Annotated in this window: 21 protein-coding genes; 8 read left to right on the top strand and 13 right to left on the bottom strand. The window is 53.9% G+C overall.

From position 1 onward, the window contains the following. The first annotated feature begins 3 nt into the window (after positions 1 to 3). Positions 4 to 1,206, top strand: coding sequence for a flagella biosynthesis regulator Flk (gene flk, locus Dpoa569_RS05615; RefSeq protein WP_042871804.1), 1,203 nt, complete (start codon positions 4 to 6; stop codon positions 1,204 to 1,206). Positions 1,207 to 1,310: 104 nt separating this feature from the next. On the opposite strand, the gene fabB is transcribed toward flk, so the two are convergent. Next, on the bottom strand, positions 1,311 to 2,531 hold the full coding sequence (fabB, locus tag Dpoa569_RS05610) for a beta-ketoacyl-ACP synthase I (protein WP_042871806.1): 1,221 nt from the start codon (positions 2,529 to 2,531) through the stop codon (positions 1,311 to 1,313). Between the two features lie 160 nt (positions 2,532 to 2,691). Between fabB and mnmC the strand changes: the two genes are divergently transcribed. From mnmC to Dpoa569_RS05590, 4 genes are all read left to right on the top strand, one after another. Further along, positions 2,692 to 4,710 carry a bifunctional tRNA (5-methylaminomethyl-2-thiouridine)(34)-methyltransferase MnmD/FAD-dependent 5-carboxymethylaminomethyl-2-thiouridine(34) oxidoreductase MnmC gene (mnmC, locus tag Dpoa569_RS05605; protein ID WP_042871807.1) on the top strand — a complete coding sequence of 673 codons (2,019 nt, stop codon included), beginning with the start codon at positions 2,692 to 2,694 and terminating at the stop codon, positions 4,708 to 4,710. Between the two features lie 67 nt (positions 4,711 to 4,777). Beyond that, positions 4,778 to 5,611 (top strand): AraC family transcriptional regulator, encoded by an 834-nt coding sequence (locus Dpoa569_RS05600; protein WP_128569833.1) that lies wholly within the window; start codon positions 4,778 to 4,780, stop codon positions 5,609 to 5,611. A 79-nt stretch (positions 5,612 to 5,690) separates the two neighbouring features. Beyond that, positions 5,691 to 6,419 carry an AzlC family ABC transporter permease gene (locus Dpoa569_RS05595; protein WP_128569756.1) on the top strand — a complete coding sequence of 243 codons (729 nt, stop codon included), beginning with the start codon at positions 5,691 to 5,693 and terminating at the stop codon, positions 6,417 to 6,419. Continuing rightward, complete coding sequence (locus Dpoa569_RS05590) at positions 6,416 to 6,730, top strand: AzlD domain-containing protein (RefSeq protein ID WP_042871815.1); 315 nt, start codon at positions 6,416 to 6,418, stop codon at positions 6,728 to 6,730. The genes Dpoa569_RS05595 and Dpoa569_RS05590 overlap by 4 nt, the downstream gene beginning before the upstream one ends. A 109-nt stretch (positions 6,731 to 6,839) precedes the next feature. Here Dpoa569_RS05590 and Dpoa569_RS05585 read toward each other — a convergent pair whose 3' ends face one another. Both Dpoa569_RS05585 and Dpoa569_RS05580 read right to left on the bottom strand, forming a co-directional pair. Next, positions 6,840 to 7,469, bottom strand: coding sequence for a glutathione S-transferase family protein (locus Dpoa569_RS05585; RefSeq protein WP_042871817.1), 630 nt, complete (start codon positions 7,467 to 7,469; stop codon positions 6,840 to 6,842). Positions 7,470 to 7,497: 28 nt separating this feature from the next. After that, entirely contained in the window at positions 7,498 to 8,175 is a 678-nt protein-coding gene (locus Dpoa569_RS05580) for a type 1 glutamine amidotransferase domain-containing protein (protein ID WP_042871819.1), read from the bottom strand. 894 nt (positions 8,176 to 9,069) lie between these two features. Here Dpoa569_RS05580 and Dpoa569_RS05575 point away from each other — a divergent pair. Further along, a complete protein-coding gene (locus Dpoa569_RS05575) occupies positions 9,070 to 10,722 on the top strand; it encodes a methyl-accepting chemotaxis protein (protein WP_042871821.1) in 1,653 nt (550 codons plus the stop codon). A gap of 485 nt (positions 10,723 to 11,207) precedes the next feature. Here the strand turns inward: Dpoa569_RS05575 and Dpoa569_RS05570 are convergent, their stop codons facing one another. The 6 genes from Dpoa569_RS05570 to prmB form a co-directional block, all read right to left on the bottom strand. Continuing rightward, positions 11,208 to 11,483, bottom strand: a complete 276-nt coding sequence (locus Dpoa569_RS05570) for a YfcL family protein (protein ID WP_042871823.1) — start codon at positions 11,481 to 11,483, stop codon at positions 11,208 to 11,210. Positions 11,484 to 11,518: 35 nt separating this feature from the next. Then, complete coding sequence (locus Dpoa569_RS05565; RefSeq protein WP_128569757.1) at positions 11,519 to 12,082, bottom strand: elongation factor P hydroxylase; 564 nt, start codon at positions 12,080 to 12,082, stop codon at positions 11,519 to 11,521. Beyond that, complete coding sequence (locus Dpoa569_RS05560) at positions 12,082 to 12,882, bottom strand: sulfite exporter TauE/SafE family protein (protein WP_042871825.1); 801 nt, start codon at positions 12,880 to 12,882, stop codon at positions 12,082 to 12,084. Before Dpoa569_RS05560 ends, Dpoa569_RS05565 begins: the two co-directional genes overlap by 1 nt. A 3-nt stretch (positions 12,883 to 12,885) precedes the next feature. After that, complete coding sequence (mepA, locus tag Dpoa569_RS05555; RefSeq protein ID WP_042871827.1) at positions 12,886 to 13,716, bottom strand: penicillin-insensitive murein endopeptidase; 831 nt, start codon at positions 13,714 to 13,716, stop codon at positions 12,886 to 12,888. Between the two features lie 80 nt (positions 13,717 to 13,796). Beyond that, positions 13,797 to 14,882: a chorismate synthase gene (aroC, locus tag Dpoa569_RS05550; protein WP_042871829.1), complete on the bottom strand. Its 1,086-nt coding sequence runs from the start codon at positions 14,880 to 14,882 to the stop codon at positions 13,797 to 13,799. Positions 14,883 to 14,953: 71 nt separating this feature from the next. Next, positions 14,954 to 15,886 (bottom strand): 50S ribosomal protein L3 N(5)-glutamine methyltransferase, encoded by a 933-nt coding sequence (gene prmB / locus Dpoa569_RS05545; protein ID WP_042871833.1) that lies wholly within the window; start codon positions 15,884 to 15,886, stop codon positions 14,954 to 14,956. A 322-nt stretch (positions 15,887 to 16,208) separates the two neighbouring features. On the opposite strand from prmB, the gene smrB reads away from it, so the two are divergent. Then, entirely contained in the window at positions 16,209 to 16,748 is a 540-nt protein-coding gene (gene smrB, locus Dpoa569_RS05540) for an endonuclease SmrB (RefSeq protein WP_042871835.1), read from the top strand. Between the two features lie 72 nt (positions 16,749 to 16,820). On the opposite strand, the gene sixA is transcribed toward smrB, so the two are convergent. The 4 genes from sixA to Dpoa569_RS05520 all read right to left on the bottom strand — a co-directional run bounded on the left by sixA (position 16,821) and on the right by Dpoa569_RS05520 (position 22,279). Beyond that, on the bottom strand, positions 16,821 to 17,330 hold the full coding sequence (gene sixA / locus Dpoa569_RS05535) for a phosphohistidine phosphatase SixA (RefSeq protein WP_042871837.1): 510 nt from the start codon (positions 17,328 to 17,330) through the stop codon (positions 16,821 to 16,823). 888 nt (positions 17,331 to 18,218) lie between these two features. Then, positions 18,219 to 20,411, bottom strand: a complete 2,193-nt coding sequence (gene fadJ / locus Dpoa569_RS05530; protein ID WP_042871839.1) for a fatty acid oxidation complex subunit alpha FadJ — start codon at positions 20,409 to 20,411, stop codon at positions 18,219 to 18,221. Next, on the bottom strand, positions 20,408 to 21,721 hold the full coding sequence (gene fadI, locus Dpoa569_RS05525; RefSeq protein WP_042874022.1) for an acetyl-CoA C-acyltransferase FadI: 1,314 nt from the start codon (positions 21,719 to 21,721) through the stop codon (positions 20,408 to 20,410). Before fadI ends, fadJ begins: the two co-directional genes overlap by 4 nt. Positions 21,722 to 21,982: 261 nt before the next feature. Then, positions 21,983 to 22,279: a YfcZ/YiiS family protein gene (locus Dpoa569_RS05520; RefSeq protein WP_128569758.1), complete on the bottom strand. Its 297-nt coding sequence runs from the start codon at positions 22,277 to 22,279 to the stop codon at positions 21,983 to 21,985. A gap of 399 nt (positions 22,280 to 22,678) precedes the next feature. Here Dpoa569_RS05520 and fadL point away from each other — a divergent pair, with 399 nt between their 5' ends. After that, positions 22,679 to 23,950 (top strand): long-chain fatty acid transporter FadL, encoded by a 1,272-nt coding sequence (gene fadL, locus Dpoa569_RS05515; protein WP_042871842.1) that lies wholly within the window; start codon positions 22,679 to 22,681, stop codon positions 23,948 to 23,950. The last annotated feature ends 2 nt before the right edge of the window (positions 23,951 to 23,952 follow it).

Here is a 23,952-nt window from a genome sequence, read left to right as displayed (position 1 = left end):
ACCATGCAACCGATCAGTAACTCCGGTAATGTTCCTCTGCCGGGAGAAAAAACGTTGGAAACCGCGTTGTCGAAAAACGCGGCATCCCAGACGGACGATTTACCGCTGACGCTGGCGCAACGCACTACGCTGGAAAAACTGGTGACGCAGATCTCCACCCTGAGCGGTGCCAGCCCAGCGGAAATTTGGGCAACCGCGCGGGCGGAACTGGGTAACAAAAATAACGCGGAACTGCTCGCCAGCCAGTTTCCCGCCGCCGAGCAGAGTTTGCAGAACCGGCTGATCACCGTACAGGGTTCACAGGATACGCGTCAGCTGCTGCAACAACTGACCAGCCTGCTGTCGCAAGGAAATAACCGCCAGGCCGTCAGTGATTTCATCCGTCAGCAGTTTGGTCATACCGTGCTGAGTTCGCTGACACCTTCGCAACTGAAACTGGTGGTGACGCTGCTGCAAAACGGCCAGTTGCCGCAGGCCACTACGCTACTGTCCACAGGCGGAAATACGACTGCACTGCCGTTTGGCAATACCACCAACGGGCAGGCACTTCCGTTTCCCCAAACCCCTACCGCCGCCACGATTCCCTCACCACTGCCGAAAACATCTCAGCAACTGGCGGCCATGTTGCAGGCAGGCGTCGTACCGGGTAATCCGTCAGCGATCACGCTGCCAGACCGTGCCTTGCTGCCCGCAGAACACAACCAGCTCAACCAGTTAGTCGCAAAACTGGTGGCGCTAAGCGGTGAATCACCGGGTAAAGTCTGGCACACGCTGATGAACATGCAGGGATTGAAAACCGGCGATCCGATTCCGGCGAAGAACTTTCAGGTGTTAAGCCAGTTTCTCAATACCCAAAGCGTGCTGTTACAGCAACATACCCCACCCACGTTGCATACGCTGCAGGCAGCGCTGAAACAACCGCTCGACCAACAGGAACAGCAACTGTTACAGGATTTCACCCGCAACACCCTGAATATGACACCGCAAACGCCGCTTACCCCTTCGCAAATCAGTGATGTGGTAACGTTCTTGTACCGCCGGCGACTCCAGCAGATACAGGGCGCTTCCACTACACCACTACAACCGTTTATCCACCCGTTAATCATAGCCTTGCCGCAGGAGTGGCGGTCACTGGTCAATAAACCTATCGGGCTGGTGCTGGTGACAATACTGGTGGTAGCGCTGTTGATGTGGGTAGTGTTGTAAGACAATAAAAAATAAACGGGAAAATCGGATTAAGGCAACGAACGTCAGACAAAAGAATACCGGGCAATGCCCGGTATTCTTAGACGATGATAACTGCTTTACGGTTACTGTGCGTATTTGCGCATTACCAGCACGGCATTGGTGCCGCCGAATCCAAAACCGTTAGACATAACAGTCGTCAGGTTACGTTCAGTCGGTGCAGTAACCACGTTCATACCCTGCGCCTGCTCGTCCAGCGTTTCAACGTTGATGCTTGGTGCAATGAAGCCGTGCTCCAGCATCAGCAGCGAATAAATGGCTTCCTGCACGCCCGCCGCACCCAGTGAGTGACCTGTCATTGCTTTGGTAGAAGAGAGCGGCGGAACATTGTCACCGAACACCTGGCGGATCGCCCACAGTTCTTTCACGTCACCCACCGGCGTCGAGGTGCCGTGGGTATTGATATAATCTACCGGCGTGTCAACATCCTGCAACGCCAGCTTCATGCAGCGCACGGCACCTTCGCCTGACGGCGCAACCATGTCGGCGCCATCAGACGTCGCACCGTAGCCCACCACTTCAGCATAGATGTGCGCCCCACGCGCCAGCGCGTGCTCCAGTTCTTCCACCACTACAATGCCACCGCCGCCGGCGATAACGAAACCGTCACGATCAGCATCATAGGTACGAGAAGCGCGTTCCGGCGTTTCGTTGTATTTAGTAGACAGCGCGCCCATGGCGTCAAACTCACACGCCAGTTCCCAGCACAGCTCTTCGCCGCCGCCGGCAAACACGATATCCTGTTTACCCATTTGAATCTGCTCAACTGCGTTGCCGATGCAGTGTGCAGACGTGGCACAGGCCGAACTAATGGAGTAGTTCACGCCATGGATTTTGAACGGCGTCGCCAGACAGGCAGACACACCGGAGGCCATCGCCTTGGTTACCACATAAGGGCCAACGGCTTTCAGGCCGCGCGGGCTGCGCATGGCATCAGCGCCAAATACCTGGAAACGCGGGGAACCACCGCCGGAACCGACGATCAACCCGACCCGCGGATTGTTCTGATACGTTTCTTCCGCCAGCCCGGAATCCTTAACCGCCTCTTCCATACACAGGTATGCGTAAATGGAGGCATCACTCATAAAACGCACAATCTTACGTTCGATCAGGCCTGCCGTATCCAGCTTAACATTACCCCATACGTGGCTGCGCATACCGGAATCTTTCAACTCCTGGGAGAACGTGATGCCAGAGCGGCCTTCACGCAGGGATGCCAGCACTTCTTCTTTGTTATTACCGATACTAGACAGAATCCCCAGACCCGTAATCACCGCACGTTTCATTCAATACCTCATTCCATTTGTTAGAGTTTGGATTTAGCTCCGCACTTTAGCGTACAGATGTAAGCTGAACAAGTCCGATCAGACTAACTTTTCTCAAATTTGCGACTTAATCAACCAGTCGCTAGAATCGCGCCACCGTCTGAACAATGAGTTAGTTACCGTGACAAGCCCTTCCATCCAGCACGCAGATCTGAACTGGAATACTCAGGGTACACCTGTGTCGCAACAGTTTGATGATGTGTACTTCTCCAACCATGACGGGCTGGCGGAAACCCGCTACGTCTTTCTGCAAGGCAACGGCTTTCCCCAGCGTTTCCTTAACCATGCTGGCCCGGTGTGTACCGTGGCGGAAACCGGTTTTGGCACCGGGCTGAACTTCCTGACGCTATGGCAGGCGTTCGACCAGTTCCGTCAGCAGCAACCGAATGCCTCATTGCAACGTCTGCACTTCATCAGTTTTGAGAAATTTCCGCTGCGTCAGTCGGATCTCGCCGCCGCACACGCCCGTTGGCCGGAGCTGGCTCCCTTCGCCGACGAACTGCGTCAGCACTGGCCGCAGGCCCTGCCCGGCTGTCATCGGCTGATTCTGGCGCAAGGACGCATCACGCTGGATCTGTGGTTCGGCGACGTCAACACACTGCTACCCAAACTGGACAACAGTCTTACTCACCATATCGACGCCTGGTTTCTCGATGGGTTTGCCCCGGCCAAAAACCCCGACATGTGGACCGATGCGTTATTTAACGCGATGGCGCGGCTATGCCGCACCGGGGGGACCTTCGCCACCTTTACCGCCGCTGGTTTTGTGCGCCGGGGTCTGCAACAGGCGGGATTCCACGTCAGCAAAATCAAAGGATTCGGGCAGAAGCGGGAAATGCTGAGCGGCACCGTGCAACACAGCAGTGAACAGCCGCACCCCATGCCGTGGTACGCGCGACCGGCAGCGGCAAACCCGCAAGAGGTGGCTATCGTCGGCGGTGGCATCGCCGCGGTGCTGACAGCGCTGGCACTGCTGCGCCGCGGCGCTCAGGTCACGCTGTATTGCGCCGACCGGCAGGTGGGCCAGCGCGCTTCCGGCAATCGTCAGGGGGCGCTCTATCCGCTGTTGAACGACAAGCAGGATGTATTATCAGGTTTCTTCGCCACCGCGTTCGACTTCGCTCGCCGCTGTTACGATGCTCTGGCGGCACAAGGCGTGGCATTTGAACATGACTGGTGCGGCGTCAGCCAACTGGCCTTTGATGAAAAAAGTACGCGTAAAATAGCACAGATTCTGGCCGGCAACTGGCCGGATACGCTGGCGCGACCGGCAGACGCCAGCACCCTGAGCGAACAGGCCGGTGTCCCGTTACACACTCACGGCATCACCTACCCACTGGGCGGCTGGCTATGCCCGGCTGAATTGACCGCCTCGGCTTTTGCTCTGGCCTGCCAGCAGGGTCTTCAGGCGCATTTGTCTGTCAGCGTGACGACACTTAAACGCACCGACGGCGGCTGGCAGCTAACGCTGTCGGATGGACGTCAGGTACAACACGCTGCGGTAGTGCTGGCAAATGGTCATCAGATCAACGACTGGGAGCAGACCCGGCAGTTGCCCGTCTACGCGGTACGCGGCCAGGTCAGCCATATTCCCGATACGCCCGCGCTGTCTACGCTGCGTCAGGTGCTGTGCTACGATGGTTATCTGACGCCGGTCAGCCCGCGCCACCACACGCATTGCATCGGCGCCAGCTATCATCGGGGCGATACGGACACCGATTACCGCGACACCGATCAGCAGCAAAACCGTCAGCGGCTGATTGATTGCCTGCCCGACAGCGACTGGACCGCCTCGATAGATATTTCCGGGCAGCAGGCGCGATGCGGCGTACGTTGCGCCATCCGCGATCATCTGCCGTTGCTCGGTCAGGTGCCGGATTACCAGCAAACACTGACCGACTATCAGGATCTGCCGGGACAGCTTAGTGCGGGTACTGAGGTGAGCGACGCGCCATCGTGGCCGAATCTCTATCTGATTGGTGCGTTGGGGTCGCGCGGTTTATGCTCCGCGCCGCTGGCCGCCGAAATTCTGGCGTCGCAACTGTTTGGCGAACCGCTGCCGCTGGATGGCGACACGCTGGCGGCGTTACATCCTAATCGTTTTTGGGTAAGAAAATTGCTGAAAGGCAAAGCGATATAACTGAGTATATTGGTTAGTACATTCGATTCGGCAGCAATTTTATACCAAACGGGGTTCGGGGCCGATGATGGAAACAACGTCGTCACGGGAAGAAGTACAGTTTCACCACCTGAAAGAATTAGGTGGGCTGGAAATGCTGCAGGCGCGTTACCACCAGCAGCGTTTTTCCCGCCATTCGCATGAAAATTTCTGTATTGGCGTGATTGAAGCAGGCGCTCAGCGCTTTTACCGCACCGGCGGGGAACATGTTGCGCCTACCGGCGATATTATTCTGGTCAACGCCGATGAAATTCATACCGGCTACGCCGCTGTCGCCAGCGGCTGGTCTTATCGCGCTATCTATCCTTCGCCGGAATTATTATGTCATCTGTCGCGTGACCTGCGCGTGCCTCAGGGCGCGACCCCGTGGTTTCCCGACGCAGTCGTGCATGATCCCGGTTTGTCTGCCCAATTGCGTCTGGCCTTTACCCTGCTGCCACAAACCGGCAATAGTCTGCTGAAGGAAACGCTGCTGTTTTCATCATTAAGCTGGCTAATGATGCGTTATGGGAAAACCCGTGCCGACGAACGCACGCTATCGCAAGCAAACCCGGCCATCCTGCGGGCAAAAGCATGGCTTGACGACTACCCGGAGCAGGATACTACGCTGTTGCAACTGGCAGAGATAACCGGTCTCAGTCCGTGGCATTTTCTCAGGCAATTTAAATCACTGGTGGGTATGACACCACACGCTTATCTGGTTCAGGCTCGCCTGCGTCAGGCACGTTCGCTCTTGATAAAGGGCGTCGGTCTGTCTGATACCGCCTCCCGGTGCGGCTTTTCCGACCAGAGCCATTTCAATCGCCATTTCAAACGCGCGATGGGCATCACGCCGGGTGAATTTGTCCGTACGCTGACATAATCAGGCAATTTCTTTCAATACCACCGCATCTCCCTGGTTTAAGCTTCTGATTCACTCGTTGAAGCAGGGAGTCGTGGTTATGTCATTTTCACCTTTCACCGTCTTATTACGACGATACTCGTCGAACTCAGCATCCAGCCGCTTCCTCAGCGGCGCAGTCGCCATGCTGCCACTGTGTGTTGCGGTGATTCCCTGGGGTATTCTCGCCGGCTCAATGGCCGTTCAGGCTGGACTGACATTTTGGCAAGAGATAGGCATGTCAGCGATTATCTTTGCCGGTGCAGCACAACTGGTAACGCTTGGCCTGCTGATGTCCGGCAGCAGCGCAGTGACCATCTTACTGACTGTGATGGTGATTACCGCCCAGCATCTGATTTATGGCCTGACGCTACGCCCCACTATTGCACCGTTGAAGGCGCGTTATCGCTTGTTGCTCGGTTTTCTGCTGACCGACGAACTGTTTGCGCTGGCAATGGCAGCGAAAGCACGACTGACCACCGCTTACCTGCTCGGCGCAGGGCTGACGTTCTATTTGTGCTGGGTAGTATGCAGCCTGGCGGGGATAGTAATGGCTCATGCAATTCCCAATCTTGAGCGTTACCACCTGGATTTTTCCATCGTGGCGACCTTTATTACGCTGGTAGTGCCGATGGTGAAACGCCTGCCGGTGCTGGCGGGAACGTTGTTTTCACTGTGTATGTCGATGCTGCTCGCCTGCTGGCGCATCGAAGGGGCTATCATGATTGCCGGATTGGGCGGTATGGCCGTTTCCGTTCTGACGGCACGACTTACAGGAGCAACATCATGAGTTGGGGATTATTACTGCTGTTGGCGCTTGTTGTGTTTGCTTATCGCTACGTTTTTCTGGACCCCGGCGTTCCGGTCAGGCTACCGGCTTTGTTCCGGGAAGCGCTCAACTACTCAGCACCTTGTTTGCTGACGGCCATTTGCGGCCCGGTGATCCTGCTACATCAGGAGGCGCTGCGCCCCTTCCCCGATAATCCGTATTTGTGGGGGGCGGTGAGCAGCGTAGTGATTGCTTTGCTGGTCCGCCATACCATGCTGGCGGTGATGGGAAGTCTGGGGGTGTTTTATCTGCTCTGCTTCTGGCTGCAATAGCTCAGGCTGCCAGTCCTCCAGCTACGCTTTAGGAATGTAACCGGAGGCAGGGAAGTTAAGACAATATCACTGAGGTCATATCAGTCAATAGTGTCCAACACTGGCACTATCAGCCCTGAGCGGACTCCAGACTTTTCGCTTTCTGCCAGCTCGGCATCTCAGACAGTCGCGTTGAATAACGGAGAATATGGGGGTATTGCTGCCCCAGATTAAACCGCTCCGTGACCAACTGCACCACGAAGCCCAACATAAAGTCCGCGCCTGTCAGACGTTGCCCGACAATAAACTCACGCGAGGCAAGGTAGTCGTTCAGATAAGAAAACACTTTTCTGAATTCCGTTTCAGCATAGTCATCCAGAAAGTACAATGGCTGACCACTTTTCTTCTCAAACTGATTAAACACTTTCAGTAATACAGGCAGCATGGCCGAGCTTTCTGCAAAATGAATCCATTGCAGGTAGTCGGCATAACACACATCCTGAACATCCGGGGCCAGATGTGGCGCGTACTTGCTGATGATGTACTCAACAATTGCGCCCGATTCGGCAATCACCTTGCCATCGATCTCTACTACCGGTGATTTCCCCAGCGGGTGGATCACTTTCAGTTCTTCCGGCGCCAAATGTGAATTCGGGTTGCGTTGGTAGCGGATCAGCTCATAAGGAAGCTGTGCTTCTTCAAGCAACCAGAGGATACGTATGGAGCGCGACTCATTCAGATGATGTAACTTTATGGCCATTTTTTGTCCGTTTCCTTGTGTCAACTGATTAGGCTAGCTGTTTTAACAATGCGCTGGCAACCGCTTCCGAGCTGGCCGGGTTCTGGCCGGTAATCAGCTTGCCATCTTCAAGAAGGTAGGGGTGCCAGTCAGGCCCTTTGGAATACAGGCCACCCAGTTTTTGAAACTCATCTTCAATCAAAAACGGCACCACATCGGTTAATGCCACCGCGGCTTCTTCCGCATTGCTAAACCCGGTGACGCGGCGACCTTTGATCAGCGGCTCGCCATTAGCCGCCTTGACATGACGCAGCACGCCCGGAGCATGACATACGAAACCGATGGGCTTCCCGGCGCGTTCAAACGCTTCGATCAGGGCAATTGAAGTCGGCGATTCGGCTAAATCCCACAGTGGGCCATGGCCCCCCGGATAAAACACCGCATCAAAGTCGTCCATGCTGACGCTGTCCAGTTTCAACGTAGAGGCCAGTGCCTGCTGGGCTACCGAATCCGCTTTGAAGCGATGGGTATGCTCGGTTTGAAAATCCGGCAAATCGCTTTTCGGGTCCAGCGGTGGCTGCCCACCAGCGGGTGATGCCAGTACAATGTCGGCACCCGCATCGTTAAACACGTAATAAGGCGCAGCAAACTCTTCAAGCCAAAAGCCGGTTTTGTTGCCAGTGTTTCCCAGTTGGTCGTGGGACGTTAATACCATCAATATTTTCATCGTAATTCTCCTCACATCACCTTTATTGGGTGCTTTTACATTAATCAGTTAGACAACTTTCGGCGTTCAGGCAACATTAGTCATTGAGAAAACATTAGTCATTGAGAAAACATTAGCCGTTCAGAAACGCTTCAAGCTGAGACAGCTTGTCGTTATAGGGTGCCCGTAAACGCAGGTTGAATGTTCCCTCTTCATTCTGGACCACAAAGGCAAAAATCCCTATTCCCGATAACATCAATTATCAGCAACAACACATTCGATGTGATGACTCAATGAAAAAATTAATACATCACCACAACAAATTATCAATCATAAGATCCGCCATCATTAACATTGTGTACTTTTCGGACTGTCGCTAATTTTTTATTTTATTTTTCATTTTGTTATATAAAAAACGTTTTCCTTTTTCTCGATCAAGGACAAAAAAACCAACGATTAAAACGATCATTTCCAGTTAATTGATAATCTATACATATCAGTTAGCTGGAAATGCAATGCTTTTATCGATCAAAATTATCAAGATACCGGTTTCAGTGTCGATAACAGATAATGAATCACGAACTGTCAGCGGTTTGTTCGGCGCCGACCTATCACGATTCAACATACGCTTTACACCATGGTCTATACCGCAACTGTTCAGGTTGCAGGACAAACACTGGCGTTTTCATCATGATGACTGCTCCGAATCGTTCAGATCAGGACCCGTGATGATCCTAACAATGTGACGGCACTGCCTCCTCACGGGAACCCGGTCAATCACGACCAGGAAAAAGCAACGCAGCGAGCAAGCAGCAACGTTGAACCTGGTGTGCCACACCCCCGTCTACCGCGGGCAAAATAATAAAGCCAGCGCATCAGTAACCTGACGCACCACAGGAATAAAACGGAGAAGTTATGAATATTACGCAACGCCTGTTACTAACGTTTTCATTGTTATCTCTGGCACTGATTGCACTGGTTATGATTAGCCTGTCACTGTTATCCGGCTTTCAATCTCGCGCCGATTATGTACAGGATAATGCTGTCGCCAGTATCAAGGACCTGAATAACGCCGTGGATAAAACCAATGCTCTGGTGCTTTTTCTCTACCGTTATCAGACCACAGCAGATGCCAGTAAATTACCTGCTATAGAACAAAATCTTAATAAAACCATTGAGGATATCAAATCGATCAATGACTACTATATGAAGAATAATATCTCCGATGAGGAAGACAAAAATCTGACCCTTGCGTCAATGGAGAATGTCAAAAAATTACAGTCGGTGTTACCGACTTTTCTGGCTGCCGTAAAAGCCAATCAGAAAGATCTCTCACTGAGCATGTTGCAGGGCGCTGGCGGGCCGGGTGAAGCCGTGCGCGACATGCTGGACACCTACCGCAAGCAGTTTGCTTTGAATGTCAGAATTGGTGATGAGCTGCGCCAGACGAATACACGAATTTATAACAAAAGCTGGGTCAGTTTATTAAGTGGCGCACTGTTAACTATATTGCTGACCAGCTTTCTGGCAGTAAAAACCATTCTCAGTATTCGAAAAAGCCTCGGCAACATGAGTCGGGTCATGGAAACTGCCAGCACCACCCTGGATCTGACCATTAAAGCAGACGACCAGCGCAAAGATGAAATCGGCATCACCGCACGAGCATTTAATACGCTGATGCAGCGCGTCGCCAGTACGTTGGCTTCCGTCAGCACCACTGCGCAATCAGTTGGCAGCGCCGCAATGCAAATCGCCGCCGGTAATGAAGACCTCTCTTCCCGGACCGAGCAACAAGCTGCCTCACTGGAAGAAACCGCCGCCAGCATGACGCAAATCAGCGAGACGGTGCGCCAGAATGCGGAAAACACCCAGCAAGCCAGTATGCTGGCGGGAAATGCCAGCAAGATATCAGTCAACAGTGCCGACTCGGTCACGACCATGCTGGAAACCATGGATAAGATCCGCACCAGTGGCAGTAAAGTCACCGATATTATCGCACTGATTGAAGGCATTGCGTTTCAAACCAATATCCTGGCGTTGAACGCCGCCGTAGAAGCCGCGCGTGCCGGAGAACAAGGACGCGGGTTTGCCGTCGTCGCCGGTGAAGTGCGCACACTGGCACAACGCTCCTCCACCGCTGCACGTGAAATCAAGGACTTGATTGATACCTCCAACGCCCTGATCCTAACCGGTGCCGAGCAGGCAGGTGATGTAGGCAAAAACATGTCATCCATGAAAGAGGCTATTCAGCAAGTCACCGATTTGATGAGTGAAATCTCTGCTGCCACCGAAGAGCAAAGCAAGGGGATCAATCAGGTTCATCAGGCAGTCAATCAGATGGATGATGTGACTCAACAGAACGCCTCGCTGGTCGAGGAAGCCTCTGCGGCGTCTCATTCCCTGCAAGAGCAGGCCATGATCTTAAACCAGTTGGTTGGGCAGTTTACGGTCGGTAACCATACGGCTCCCGCGTTAGCGAGCGGTCCCTCGGCACCGGCACCACGCCTTCTTTCACCGGCGAAAAAGCGTGTGGTTACCGCTAGCGAAACGAGTTGGGAAAGTTTCTAATCGTCCGATTTCTCATCGTCCAGATGTCGAGTAATCTGGTTTCATCGTAGCCAACCGGTTTCCATCCACCTGAAATACATCGCATCAGAGCCTGCTCTGGTGCGATTGTCGGTATCCAATCTAGCTGACCGACTAAAACACAGTCTGAAGTGGAACGTTTCCGTTAGATTGTGCCCACCACCGGCGGGACACCATTCAGAAGCACCACGGGTCTGACGGTTTTAAGAAAATCGAGATTTGTCATTATCACCGCCTACCCGCATTACTGACCAGGGCTGGCCTCGGCGAAAGCGCGCTCACTGGAACTGGCTGACGCATTGCAAATCATTGGCCATACCTGACCGATTTGAAGAAAACGTACTTATAACGATATCGTAACCGGCACTTGTGCGGTTACGGAATTATTCCACAGGGGCGGCTCGCTCTCACGGGTCAAAACAAGCTGCTGCCCATTGTGGAGCGCGGACCTGTTACTACCATTATTACTACGATTGCGCCTGCTGGTAGAGCGTGTCCCAAACCTGGGCCACCAGCGCCTGATCCGGCGGCGACAGTTCGCCATTGTTAATCGCCTGATTCAGGCTGTCTTTTACTCGTGTATACAGCGCCTGCGCCGTCTGCTCGCCATGCGCTTCGGCTTGCGCCACCGCCAACGTCAGGTGGCCGCGCAGGTAACCGCTGGCAAACAATTCATCATCGCTGGCGTGCTCCACCATGTTGTCAATTAGCGTCAGGATGCGCGCCTCAAATTCTGCGATCATTGATGGTCCTTAGTTATCGTGTTGCCCGTCGATCATCACAGATCAGCCGGATAAGGAAAGCTCGCCGCAGTTTGCGGCGCAGTGTGGTAAAACGCCTGTAACTCCTGAATAAAACGCGCAGGCCGGCTGGATACCCCTTGTTGCAGATAAATCATCACCTGCGCGTGTACCCGGCGCTGAAAGGCGATGCGGTCTGGGTCAACATCGCCATTGAGGTTGTCGCAACTGACATTAAATGGGAAGCCGGCAGCCACGCAAAACATCCACTCCAGCGCCTGCGGTTTAATTTCCACCACCTCGAACTGGCTTTGGGTCGCGGCATCACGCCCGTCCGGGCAATACCAGTAGCCAAAATCCACTAATTTGCGCCGTTCTTCACCGGCAATACACCAGTGAGAAATCTCGTGCATGGCGCTGGCATAAAACCCGTGTGCAAACACAATCCGGTGATACGGCGCCTGCTTATCAGCAGGCAGATAGATAGGCTCATCGTCGCCTTTCACCAGGCGGGTGTTGTATTCCTCACTAAAACACTGGTTGAAAATAGTGATCAACTGGTCGTAGTGGTGAGTGCTTGCAGTTTCAGTCAACATCGTCATTAGAATAGCTGTCCCAACCAACGCGCAATTTCGCTGCCGTGGTTGTCATGAATCAATTTAATACTCATCAAAGCAGACATGATCACCAGCATCGGGCGAATCAGTTTCTGCCCTTTGGTGAGCACCATTCTGGCTCCCAGCCGGGCGCCGATAATTTGCCCAGCTAGCATCACCAGACCAATACCCCATACCACCTGGCCGCCCAGCATGAAAAACAGCAGGCTGCCGAAGTTGGAAGTAAAATTAAGCACTTTGGCGTGTGCGGTGGCTTTCGACAGGTTGAACCCCAGCAAGGTGACATACGCCAACGCATAAAACGACCCCGCGCCCGGCCCGAAAAAACCGTCGTAAAACCCGACGCAGGCACCGCCCAACAGAGAAAACGGCAACAGCGACAGACGAGCATGGCGATCATCATCTCCTACTTTCGGCATCAGCAAAAAATAGAGACCAATGCCGATCACCAGCACCGGCAGCAATTTTCGCAGGAAATCAGCATGAATCTGTTGAATCAACCAGGCGCCGAATACCGCGCCCAGGAAGGTCAACGGCACAGTCAGCCGGAGTATTTTCATATCCACCGCTTTGCGACGGATGAAATACAGGCTGGCGGAAAAGGAACCGCCCACGGCCTGCAACTTGTTGGTCGCCAGCACCTGCGCAGGCGATAACCCCGCCGCCAGCAGCACTGGGATAGACAATAACCCGCCGCCGCCGGCAATTGAATCCACAAAACCGGCGATCACGCTAGCCAGAAACAACCACGCCAGAATGTCTGGCCCCACCATGAACCACTCCATGCATTACTCCGCAATCAGATGACTATCAAGCAACGCCTGACAGGAAGGCGGCAGCGGTGGCGGTGCCTTTTTGACCGGAGGTTCAACACCCGGTTTACGTGGCTGGAACCAGCTGTTCAACTCAGCGCCGCAGCCGTCTCCCGCCGGTGGCGCATCCTGATCCTGACACTCCAGGCTTTCTGGCGGACAACGCAGCCGCACATGCATGTGAGCACGATGCGCAAACCATGGCCTTACCTTGTGCAGCCAGTTGCGATCACTACCGGCTTCCAGACATAGCTGTTTTTTGATGGCTGGGTTAACAAAGATACGTGTGACGTCATTATCCTGCGCTGCCGTTTTCACCAGTTTGACGACGTCCGGCGACCATACGCGGGGGTTAACGTTTTTACCGTCCGCCAGCACCAGATCCAGCGGCTGCGGCTGCAGTAACTGCTGTTGGCTCCAGCGCTGACGCGGCAGTTGCAGCCAAATATCCACATCCAGCCCGGACTGATGGCTGGCATGGCCGCCATTGAACCGCCCGCCGGCCGGCATCCCCATATCACCGATCAGCACGATGCCGCCGGTAGTGCGGTGCACATTGGTACTGAGGCGGTTGATGAACGCCAGCAAGTCCGGATGACCGAAGTAACGTCGTTGATCAATACGCATCACCTGATAATCAGGCGACTGCAACGGCAGCGGCTGTGCGCCGACGATGCAGCCATTGGCAAACGAACCAATAGCCTGAGGCTGCCCCGCTACCGGGTGAGTGATCGCCTGCCACGGTGTCTTCGCCAGCGCAGTGCTGCAAAACAGCAGCGCAGCTATCCCAATCCTGTTTATTTTCATGGCGTTGTTGTAATTAATGCCTTGTTGTCGTTAGGTGATTACATTCGTACTGGTGTATTGCCGCATGTCGTCTTGCCGGCTTACCAGCGAGGAACCTGACACACGACATCCCCGCACTGCGCACGCTGACGCAGCAGATGGTCCATCAGAACAATCGCCATCATCGCTTCGGCAATCGGCACCGCACGGATACCCACACACGGGTCGTGGCGACCACGAGTGATCATTTCCGTGGCCTCGCCGTCACGGGTAATGGTGCGGCCCGGTACGGTAATGCTGGAAGTGGGTTTCAGCGCCAGATGGGCAGTGATGGTCTGACCGCTGCTGATGCCACCGAGAATGCCGCCGGCATGGTTGCTCTGAAAGCCTTCCGGGGTAATTTCATCACGGTTTTCGCTGCCGCGACGGTTCACCACCGCAAAGCCGTCGCCAATCTCCACGCCTTTCACGGCATTGATGCTCATCAGCGCGTGAGCCAGATCGGCATCAAGACGGTCAAACACCGGCTCACCCAGCCCCGGCGGGACGGACTCCGCTACCACCGTGACCTTCGCGCCGATAGAATCGCCCTCTTTTTTCAGCTCGCGCATCAGCTCATCCAGTGCGTCGAGTTTGTCCGGGTCCGGGCAAAAGAATGGATTTTGCTCCACCTGCGCCCAATCTTTCAGCTCGCACGCCACATCGCCCATCTGCGCCAGATAGCCGCGGATCATCACACCATACTGCTGTTGCAGATATTTCTTGGCGATAGCGCCAGCCGCTACGCGCATTGCGGTTTCACGGGCGGAAGATCGACCACCGCCACGGTAATCGCGGATACCGTATTTCTGCTCATAGGTATAGTCGGCATGACCGGGGCGGAAGAGATCCTTGATAGCGCTATAGTCCTGCGACCGCTGATCGGTATTTTCAATCAGCAAGCCAATACTGGCACCAGTCGTGACTCCCTCAAACACCCCGGACAGAATACGTACCTGATCCGGCTCACGACGCTGGGTGGTATAACGGGACGTACCCGGACGACGGCGGTCCAGGTCGCGCTGCAAATCGGCCTCAGTCAGCGGAATACCCGGCGGTACGCCATCTACCACACATCCCAGCGCAATACCGTGGGACTCACCAAAAGTGGTGACACGGAAAAACTGACCAATACTGTTTCCTGCCATCACGGCTCCTTAGCATTGAAAAACATCAGGACGCCAGACGGACACCTGCCGCCCACCGCCCTGCGAAGGGATTAATCCCGATAAAGACGGAAATGTTCCTGACAATCAAGCAATTGAGCACGCGTTAGCATGAAGACGCCATCGCCGCCATTGTCGAATTCCAGCCAGGTGAACGGAATGTCCGGATACTGTTCCATCAGGTGCACCATGCTGTTGCCGACTTCGCAAATCAATACCCCCTCTTCGGTAAGGTAATCCGGCGCGCACGCCAAAATCCGGCGAACCAGCTTCAGGCCGTCGCTGCCCGCCGCCAGCCCCAACTCCGGCTCGAAGCGGTATTCCTGCGGCAAGTCGGCCATGTCTTCTGCATCCACGTAGGGCGGATTAGTGACAATCAGATCATACTGAATCGCCGGCAAGTCACGGAACAGATCGGAACGGATCGGGGTAACGTTGTATTCCATGCCGTGCTGCTGGATATTCTGCTCGGTCACCGCCAGCGCCTCGGCAGAAATATCCACTGCATCCACTTCCGCTTCGGGGAAAGCCTGCGCGCAGGCGATGGCGATACAACCGCTACCGGTACACAAATCAAGAATGTGACGCGGCGCGTTGGCCAACAGCGATGCAAAACGATTGTTGATCAGTTCGCCAACCGGCGAACGGGGTACCAGTACCCGCTCGTCGACATAAAACTCCAGTCCGCAGAACCAGGCTTTATTCGTCAGATAAGCCACCGGAATACGTTCATTGACACGGCGGATCACCCGCTCAACGATACGGTGACGCTCGCTGGAGGTCAGCCGGGCAAGGTACATATCTTCCGGAATATCGATAGGCAGAAACAGCGTGGGCAGCACCAACTGCAACGCTTCATCCCACGGATTATCGGTACCGTGGCCGTAGTAGACGTCAGCGGCGTTAAACCGGCTTACTGCCCAGCGCAGCATATCCTGAATGGTATGCAGATCGTTGACCGCCTCATCGACGAAAATTTTGTCCAAGTTTGTCCTCCGCAGACTACTGTCTATGTGATCGCATGTTTCTGTGATGACATATTGCTGTGATCGTAATAGTTTGCCATGAAGACGATGACAAATCAGCAGATATCACCGCCGGGCAGCGCAGGCTGGGGGGACATTCAGGATGATGATGACGTTCGGGATGACGAGAAAGTTTGTTTAGCCGGTAAGGTTTTGTTTAACTGGTAAGATTTTGTTTAATCGATCAAGGTTTTGTTTAGCCACCACTACGGAACAGGTAGACTACATCGATACCGTATTCATTATTCTTATCAAAACGGCGACGAGACAGAGTGACGAACTAATGAAAAAAAAATTCATGCTTGATGACGAGGAGCAGGCACTTTTCCGCACGTCGGTGGCGGGCACCACCCGGTTACGTCAGGATACCTATGTTCATCGTCCTGTCCGTAACAAACCCAGCGTACTGCCGCCGCGGCGGATGATTCAGGAGCAGGTGGATGCGAGTTTCTACTTTTCTGACGAGTTTCAGCCGCAACTGGAGGAGGGACCGACACGTTACGTCCGGCCCGGCGCCAGCCATTATGAATTGAAGAAATTGCGTCGGGGTGACTATTCGCCGGAGCTGTTTCTGGACCTGCACGGGCTGACGCAACAGGAAGCCAAGCAAGAATTGGGAGCGCTGTTGGCTGCCTGCCTGCGTGAACATGTTTACTGTGCCTGCGTAATGCATGGGCACGGCAAACACATTCTCAAACAACAAACGCCGTTATGGCTGGCGCAACATCCGGACGTGCTGGCGTTTCATCAGGCACCGAAAGAATTCGGCGGCGATGCAGCCTTGCTGATACTGGTGGCACAAGAAAACGCTGACGAAGAATAACCGTTCCTGGCCCCCCATAACACCACAGCACATCGGGGGCAGCCCAGAACGTGATAAAATTCAAATCAGCGGCTAACGGTAACGGCTATCCGACGATCCGTGTTTAGCTTTGGAACCTAACTGAGATGGGGCGACTTGCCAGTGGTACACGCCTTTGCCGACAACGTCATCAAGTTCGACATAGGCAATCGCCGACGTGGCAAACATGGGAGCATTCTCAGACGGGCACAACCCGGCGACCAGATACCCCACCAGCGGCAGGTGGGAAATCACCAGTACCGCACTGGCGCCTTCTTTCGCCAGAGCCAACAGATAATCACACACCAACTCGGCACTGCCTCCCGGCGTCAGCTCCGGCAGACACTCGTTTTCTGGCAATGGCAACACCTCTGCCACAACCTGCAGCGTCTGTTGAGCCCGCACATAAGGACTCACCAGTACCCTGTCAATACCAATCGCCTGATCGTTAAGCCAGGCGGCCATCTGACGAGACTCTTCATCGCCCCGGCGGCTTAATGGTCGGAGCGCATCACTGGCGGCGTCAGGTACGGCATCACCATGACGCATAATCAAAACTTGCATAATACACCGCTATATTGATGAAAAAGGGCAATAAAACCCTGAGGATAGCTTTAGATTAACTGAATCGGCGCAACGCCGTTTTGCAGCAGCTCACAGCCTGATGTCGCAACAGCCACAACCTGCTGATGGTGTTTTAACCGGCGCAAAGCGCACTCTTGTACCCCAATTAACAGCGAATCGCAACCAACCCCATGTAACACTCCCCATACTGCACGCCTGCTATTACCATATGTTCAGGCTATAGCCGTCAACCTCCCGTGTTTTCAGGCAATTAACCTTGTTTTTATCAGGGAGAAACGAGTCTCATGTCATCATAATATGCTACCAGCCATCCTTTTGGTTTCATTTAATAGAATTTTAAACTGGAAAATAATTTTTATTTGGATAAAAAAATCACCAATTCCAACAATACAGAATAAACCGACGCCGGTTTTATTTTGCTGACACTTTTACACTGTTTCATCTTATCACAGCGGGAAATACTGGAAAAAATACGCTGTCTCACTCATAGTGAATATAGAAAAAACGTCAACATCAATTACAGTATGTTTAAATAATGTAGCGCGTTATTATGCCCAACATTCAGGGAATCATTATATTGGGCGGTAAGAACAACGGAACGCTTAAACAAAAAAACAAAATTTTTCAGTAAACTAAGGCGTACCCACCTCAGTGAGGTACTACCATTTTCATTATGTTTACTAATTAACGTCTTTCACCTCAAACCACATCCAACAATTAATCTTTCTCGTTAATCAATAAAATAATTTTTTAACCAAAATCAGGTTATCTAATTCAAAAAATCTGCCTTACAGGCGTGAAATTTATTATTTCATCATCGAAATAGAATAAAAAATGGTAGCAGATTCAAATTTATTACTCTTCGATTCAGCATTCTGTTACATCGGCGAAGCCAGTATGTTGGGAGTAACGTTGGAGCAGTCCTGCTGCTGGCGCAAATCGCTCGCCATACTGTTTCTGCAACGACAGCAGCGTGTCCACCACCGTCGCCACACCTAATTGATTCATATAGTGAAACGGACCACCCAAAAATGGCGGAAAACCTATCCCCATCACCGCCCCCATATCACCATCGCCCGGACAGCGAATCACGCCCTCATCCAGACAACGCACCGCCTCATTCAACATCATCATGACGCAACGCTGTGCAATCAGCGCCGGCTCCAAATGCGCCTTTGGCGTGACATCCAGCAATCGATAAATTCGGCTGTCGGATACCTTGCCCTGACGCCGCCACAGGCTGCATAACCGCTCATAACGAGACTTTTCGTAACGATAAAAACCACGGCCATTCTTACGGCCCTTGCGGTTATCTCGTGCAATCGCTTCCAGCGCTGGCGGGGCGCAAAACCGCTCCCCCAGTTCCGCCACCAGCACCGGTACAATCTTCATCGCCACATCAATACCAACCTCATCCAGCAAGGTAAACGGACCGACCGGGAAACCAAAGCGAACCAACGCCCTATCAATCGACTCCACCGGTTCGCCTTCGAGCAGGCAGTGAGCAGCCTCATTCAGGTAAGGTGCCAAAATGCGATTAACGTAAAATCCGGCTTTATCCGCCACCACAATCACGGTTTTTCCCTGCTTTTTCGCCAGCACCACCGTGGTGGAGAGCGTCTGCTCGCTAGTCCCAGCATGGGGAATCACCTCAACCAGCGGCATCTTGTCCACCGGGCTGAAATAGTGCAGGCCGATCACCTGTCCAGGGCGACTGGCATCAGCGGCAATCTGATGAATCGGCAACGACGAGGTATTGGTGGCAAACACAGTATGCGGCGGCGTCATTGCTTCGATTTCCCGCACCATCTGTTGCTTGAGTGCCATATCCTCAAATACCGCCTCCACGACCACATCAACATGCTCAAACCCCCGGTAATCGGTGCCGCCGGAAAGCAGGCTCATTTGTCTGCGTTGTTCCGCAGGCGTCATGCGACGACGCGCAACCTGCTTGCTTAATCGTTGCCAGCTGTGGTTCAGAGCCTGAGTGATGCCTTGCTCATGAATATCTTTAATCCTGACCGGCAACTGACCGTTAAGCGCGGTAACACCGGCGATACCACCTCCCATCAAACCGCCGCCCAGTACGCCAACCCGGCGCAATGGACCGGGTGCAGCTGATGCCCCCGGATCTTTTTTCAACGCCGTGGTGGTAAAAAACAGTCGCCGCAACGCCACGGACTCCGGCGACATCACCAGTTGGCCAAAAGCGTGGGCTTCAGCCTGATAACCCGCCTGACTCCCCTGTTCCAGACCACGACGCACCACCTCAATGATGCGCTCCGTCGCTGGGTAATTGCCCTGCGTTTTTAGGCGAGTCTGCCGGCGCACCCGTTCAAACAACCAGCGGCGCACGTACGGCAGCATCAGTAACCGATGCCGCCAGCCGGGTGAGGTGGTTTGCCGTTTACCACGACGGATGAACCCCAGCGATGCCTCCAGCAATACGCCCGGCGGCACGACATCGTCCACCAGCCCGATCCGCCGCGCCTGAGCAGCCCGCAGTTGTCGCCCGGTCAATATCAATTCCAGCGCCTGATCCACGCCTATCAAACGCGGAAGTCGTTGGGTTCCCCCCGCCCCCGGCAATAATCCTAACTGAACTTCCGGCAACCCAAGGCGGGTACTGTCATCCGGCGTGCAGAGGCGATAATCGCAGGCCAGTGCCAGCTCCAACCCGCCGCCCAGACAAGCGCCATGAATGGCGGCGACCACCGGGAACGGCAGACGAGCGATCATCTCCAGTGTTTCCTGACCGGTTTTAGCCAGCTGCTGTGCTGTCGCAACATCGGAACAGGCATCCAACATGCCGATATCCGCCCCGGCGATAAACGACGCAGGTTTACCAGAAAGAATAATCAGCCCCTGCAAGCCACTGTGCTGAGCGGCTTGTGCCAGCACCGCACGCATTTGTTCAGCAAATTCCGCTCGCAGGGTATTCACTTTTTCACCGGGAACATCCACGGTGATAATCCCAATATGATCGGGGCGTAATGTCAGTTGGAAAGCGGCTTGTAGGTCATGTTCACTCACCTGGCTCATCAGCATCCGTTCGGTCATTGCGTTACCTCCAGCACCATGGCTGCCCCCAGTCCACCTGCTGCACAAGCGGTAACCAGCCCCAATCCCCCGCCCCGTCGGCGCAATTCATGCAATGTTTGGGTGATCATACGTGCGCCGGTTGCGGCAAACGGATGTCCGTAAGCAAGCGAACCGCCACGGACATTAAAGCGCGTCCTGTCCACCTCGCCCAGCGGCGCACTACGCCCCAGCGTATTACGGGCAAATTCGGCGCTACCAAACAGATGCAGATTAGCCAGCGTTTGAGCGGCAAAGGCTTCATGCATGTCAATCAACGTCAGATCATCGAGCTGAATCCCAGCTCTATCAAGCGCCAGCGGAGTGGCGTAAGCCGGTCCTGCCAGCATGTCCTGCTGTACCGCAATGGCGCTAAATGCATAGCTGCGCAGGTAACCAAGCGGCGTCAGTTTCAGTTCGCTGGCGCAAGATTCGCTCATCAGCAACACGGCGGCTGCGCCGTCGGTTAACGGCGAACTGTTGCCAGCGGTGACGCTGCCGTAGCGGCGATCAAAGGCAGGTTTAAGACGGGAGTACTGTTCCGGTGCACTGTCACGACGAATCGTGTTGTCTTCATGGATGGCTTGTTTATAGGGTGGCACCCAGGCGGTCATCACCTCATCACGCAATACGCCATCAGCCCAGGCTTGCGTAGCACGCTGATGGGAGAGATGGGCAAAAGCGTCTTGCTCGTCACGACTGATACGATAATCTTTCGCCATCTGCTCAGCGGTATCCCCCATGCGCAACCCGGTGGAATACTCCGCTACGGTGGGCGCCACCGGCAGTAAATCCCGTGGACGCAAACGGCTGAACAGCGACAACCGCTGGCGGAGCGTTCTGGCACGCGACAGGTCTACCAGCGTTCGCGCCAACGCCTTGCTAACGCCAATCGGCAGCACCGAAGCCGAATCGGCGCCGCCAGCAATGCCGATGTTGATAGTACCGGCCAGAATGCTTTCCGCCACGTTAGCGACCGCCTGAAAACTGGTGGCGCAGGCACGGGAAACGCTGTAAGCGTCAGTATGCACGCTCATGCCGCTGCCCAGCACGATTTCACGCGCAATATTAGGTGCTTCGGGCATCTGAATTACCTGCCCAAACACCAGTTGCTCTACCTGCTCCGGCTCAATGCCGCTACGAAGCAGCAATTCATTAACGACCAGCTTACCCAATTCCAGCGCCGGAATCCCATGATAAGCCGTTGCCTGCCGGGCAAACGGTGTTCTCAATCCACTGACAATCGCAATGCGATCACCGCGCCGGGTGAGCAGCGGCGTAACGTCGCGCATAACCATGAAGTCCATCCCTTTTCAGAGACCGATTGGGCCTGAACTCATTGTTAACCCGAAGATCACATTATGCAAACAAACCGATATCAAACAGCGAGCCTCGCCACGCTTCCCGCACGCATCCATCGCCGGAAATAAGGCAACTAAAGGTAATCCACGCAGAGGGAATAATGAAATGGAACGTGGTGGGGAACACGGCCTCGCTCAACGAATCAGGCGCAAAGCGAGGTCGGGTGTGCGGTTAGCACGATAGAAGGACAGTTAGCGCAAGCCCAGTTGGAAGATCAGGGTTTCCGCCTGACAACTGAACGTGAAATCCATATCCAGTTTAAAACCCCCTTCCGCTTCAGACAGGCGAACATCAATCACGCAAGGTTCAGACTCAACCGAACGGGCTTTTTCCGTCAATTGCTGTTGTGTTTGTTCTGCGTCGCTGCGGCTGGTAAACACACGGCTGTAGGAAGCGGTGCAGTCGGTGTTATCCATTACGGTTCCCACATCCACACAGCAACAGGCGGCAGTTTCTTCCGCGCTACATTTGTTAATCGCATTTGTCATGGCAAAACTCCTCTGCGGCAACAGTCGCTTCCACGGTTGGAAGCAAACTATCAATCCAGTCCGGCTATCAATGTAATCTGGCTCCCATTTTACTCACCCCGACCGTCTATCACTAGCACTTACCAATTAAAGGGTTACTACGTGACCACCATCACAATTTTTCGTTAACTTTCAATTAAATGAGATAAAAAACTCAAATAAAATCACACAATTTGTTAACCAGATCCAATTTCTTAATCATTTTTGCAACATTTGCGGAACCAAAATAAAACATTTCGTGTTTTTACTTTTATACTTCTCGCAACTGGTCTGATTTGTCAGCCCACTAGCCCCCCCTACAATGCGCGTCCCTTGTTACACGCTTAACAAAAATTACAAACGTTCAGTGAGGTTTCGGTCATGAGCCAGAAAGTCCTGTTAAAGAAAACATCACTTGCTGTGGCGCTGGCGCTAATGGCATCCAATGCAACCGCTGCCGGTTTCCAGTTGAATGAGTTTTCCTCATCCGGTCTGGGGCGCGCCTTCTCAGGTGAAAGCGCCATCGCAGACAACGCCGCCTCAGGCAGCCGCAACCCGGCAACGATGACGATGTTTGATCGTCCGACCTTTTCCGGTGGCGTGACCTATATAAACCCGGACATCGACCTGCGCGGCAGCAGCAGCACTGGTCGCGATGCCAGCGCCAGCAACATCGCGCCACACGCCTGGGTACCCAACCTGCATTTCATTATGCCGCTGAACGACCAGTGGGCAGTCGGCGCTTCCGCTACCACCAACTTCGGTCTGGCAACTGAATTTAGCGATGACTTCAGCGCCGGCTCCATCGCTGGCAAAACCGACCTGAAAACCTCTAACCTGAACCTGAGTGCCGCCTATCGCCTCAATCAGCATTTCAGTTTTGGTCTCGGCGTCAACGCCGTGTACGCCGATGCCAAGATTGTGCGTAATGCGGGTGAAGTTGCCCCTGCGCTGCGAGTGACTCCGACCGCTGAAATCACCCATCTCGATGGCAAGGAATGGGGTTATGGCTGGAACGCCGGCGTGTTGTATGAGCTGGATAAAAACAACCGTTTCGGCCTGAGCTATCGTTCCAAAGTCGATATCGACTTCAACGGTTCCTTCAGAAGTGCTCTGCCGACGGTGCCGTTTGGCGGTACTAATGGCGTTACCATCCCTGGCAAGCTGACGCTCAACCTGCCGGAAATGTGGGAGGTCTCCGCTTACCACCGCGTTGCCCCACAATGGGCAGTTCACTACAGTCTGGCCTACACCAGTTGGAGTACGTTCAAGGAGCTGCGCGCTAACGACAGTAACGGCAATAAGCTGTTCCAGAAAGATGAAGGTTTCCACGATGCCTACCGCATTGCGCTGGGAACAACGTACTACTACGACAATAATTGGACATTCCGTACCGGTATCGCGTTTGACGACAGCCCGGTTCCGGCTGATAAACGCACCATCTCTATTCCAGACCAAGATCGTCTGTGGCTGAGCGCAGGCACCACTTACACCTTTAATAAAGACATGTCGGTCGATGTGGGTGTGTCTTACATGCACGGCCAGAAAGTTACTATTCACGAACCCGGCGTTGCAGCTAACCTGCCCTCTTACACCTTTACTTCTGAAGGTCGAGCGTGGCTGTATGGCGTGAACTTCAACTACAGTTTCTAACC

The sequence above is a fragment of the Dickeya poaceiphila genome, from assembly GCF_007858975.2.
GTDB classification, from domain to species: Bacteria; Pseudomonadota; Gammaproteobacteria; order Enterobacterales; family Enterobacteriaceae; genus Dickeya; species Dickeya poaceiphila.
This window is presented reverse-complemented; position numbering and strand designations above follow the sequence as displayed.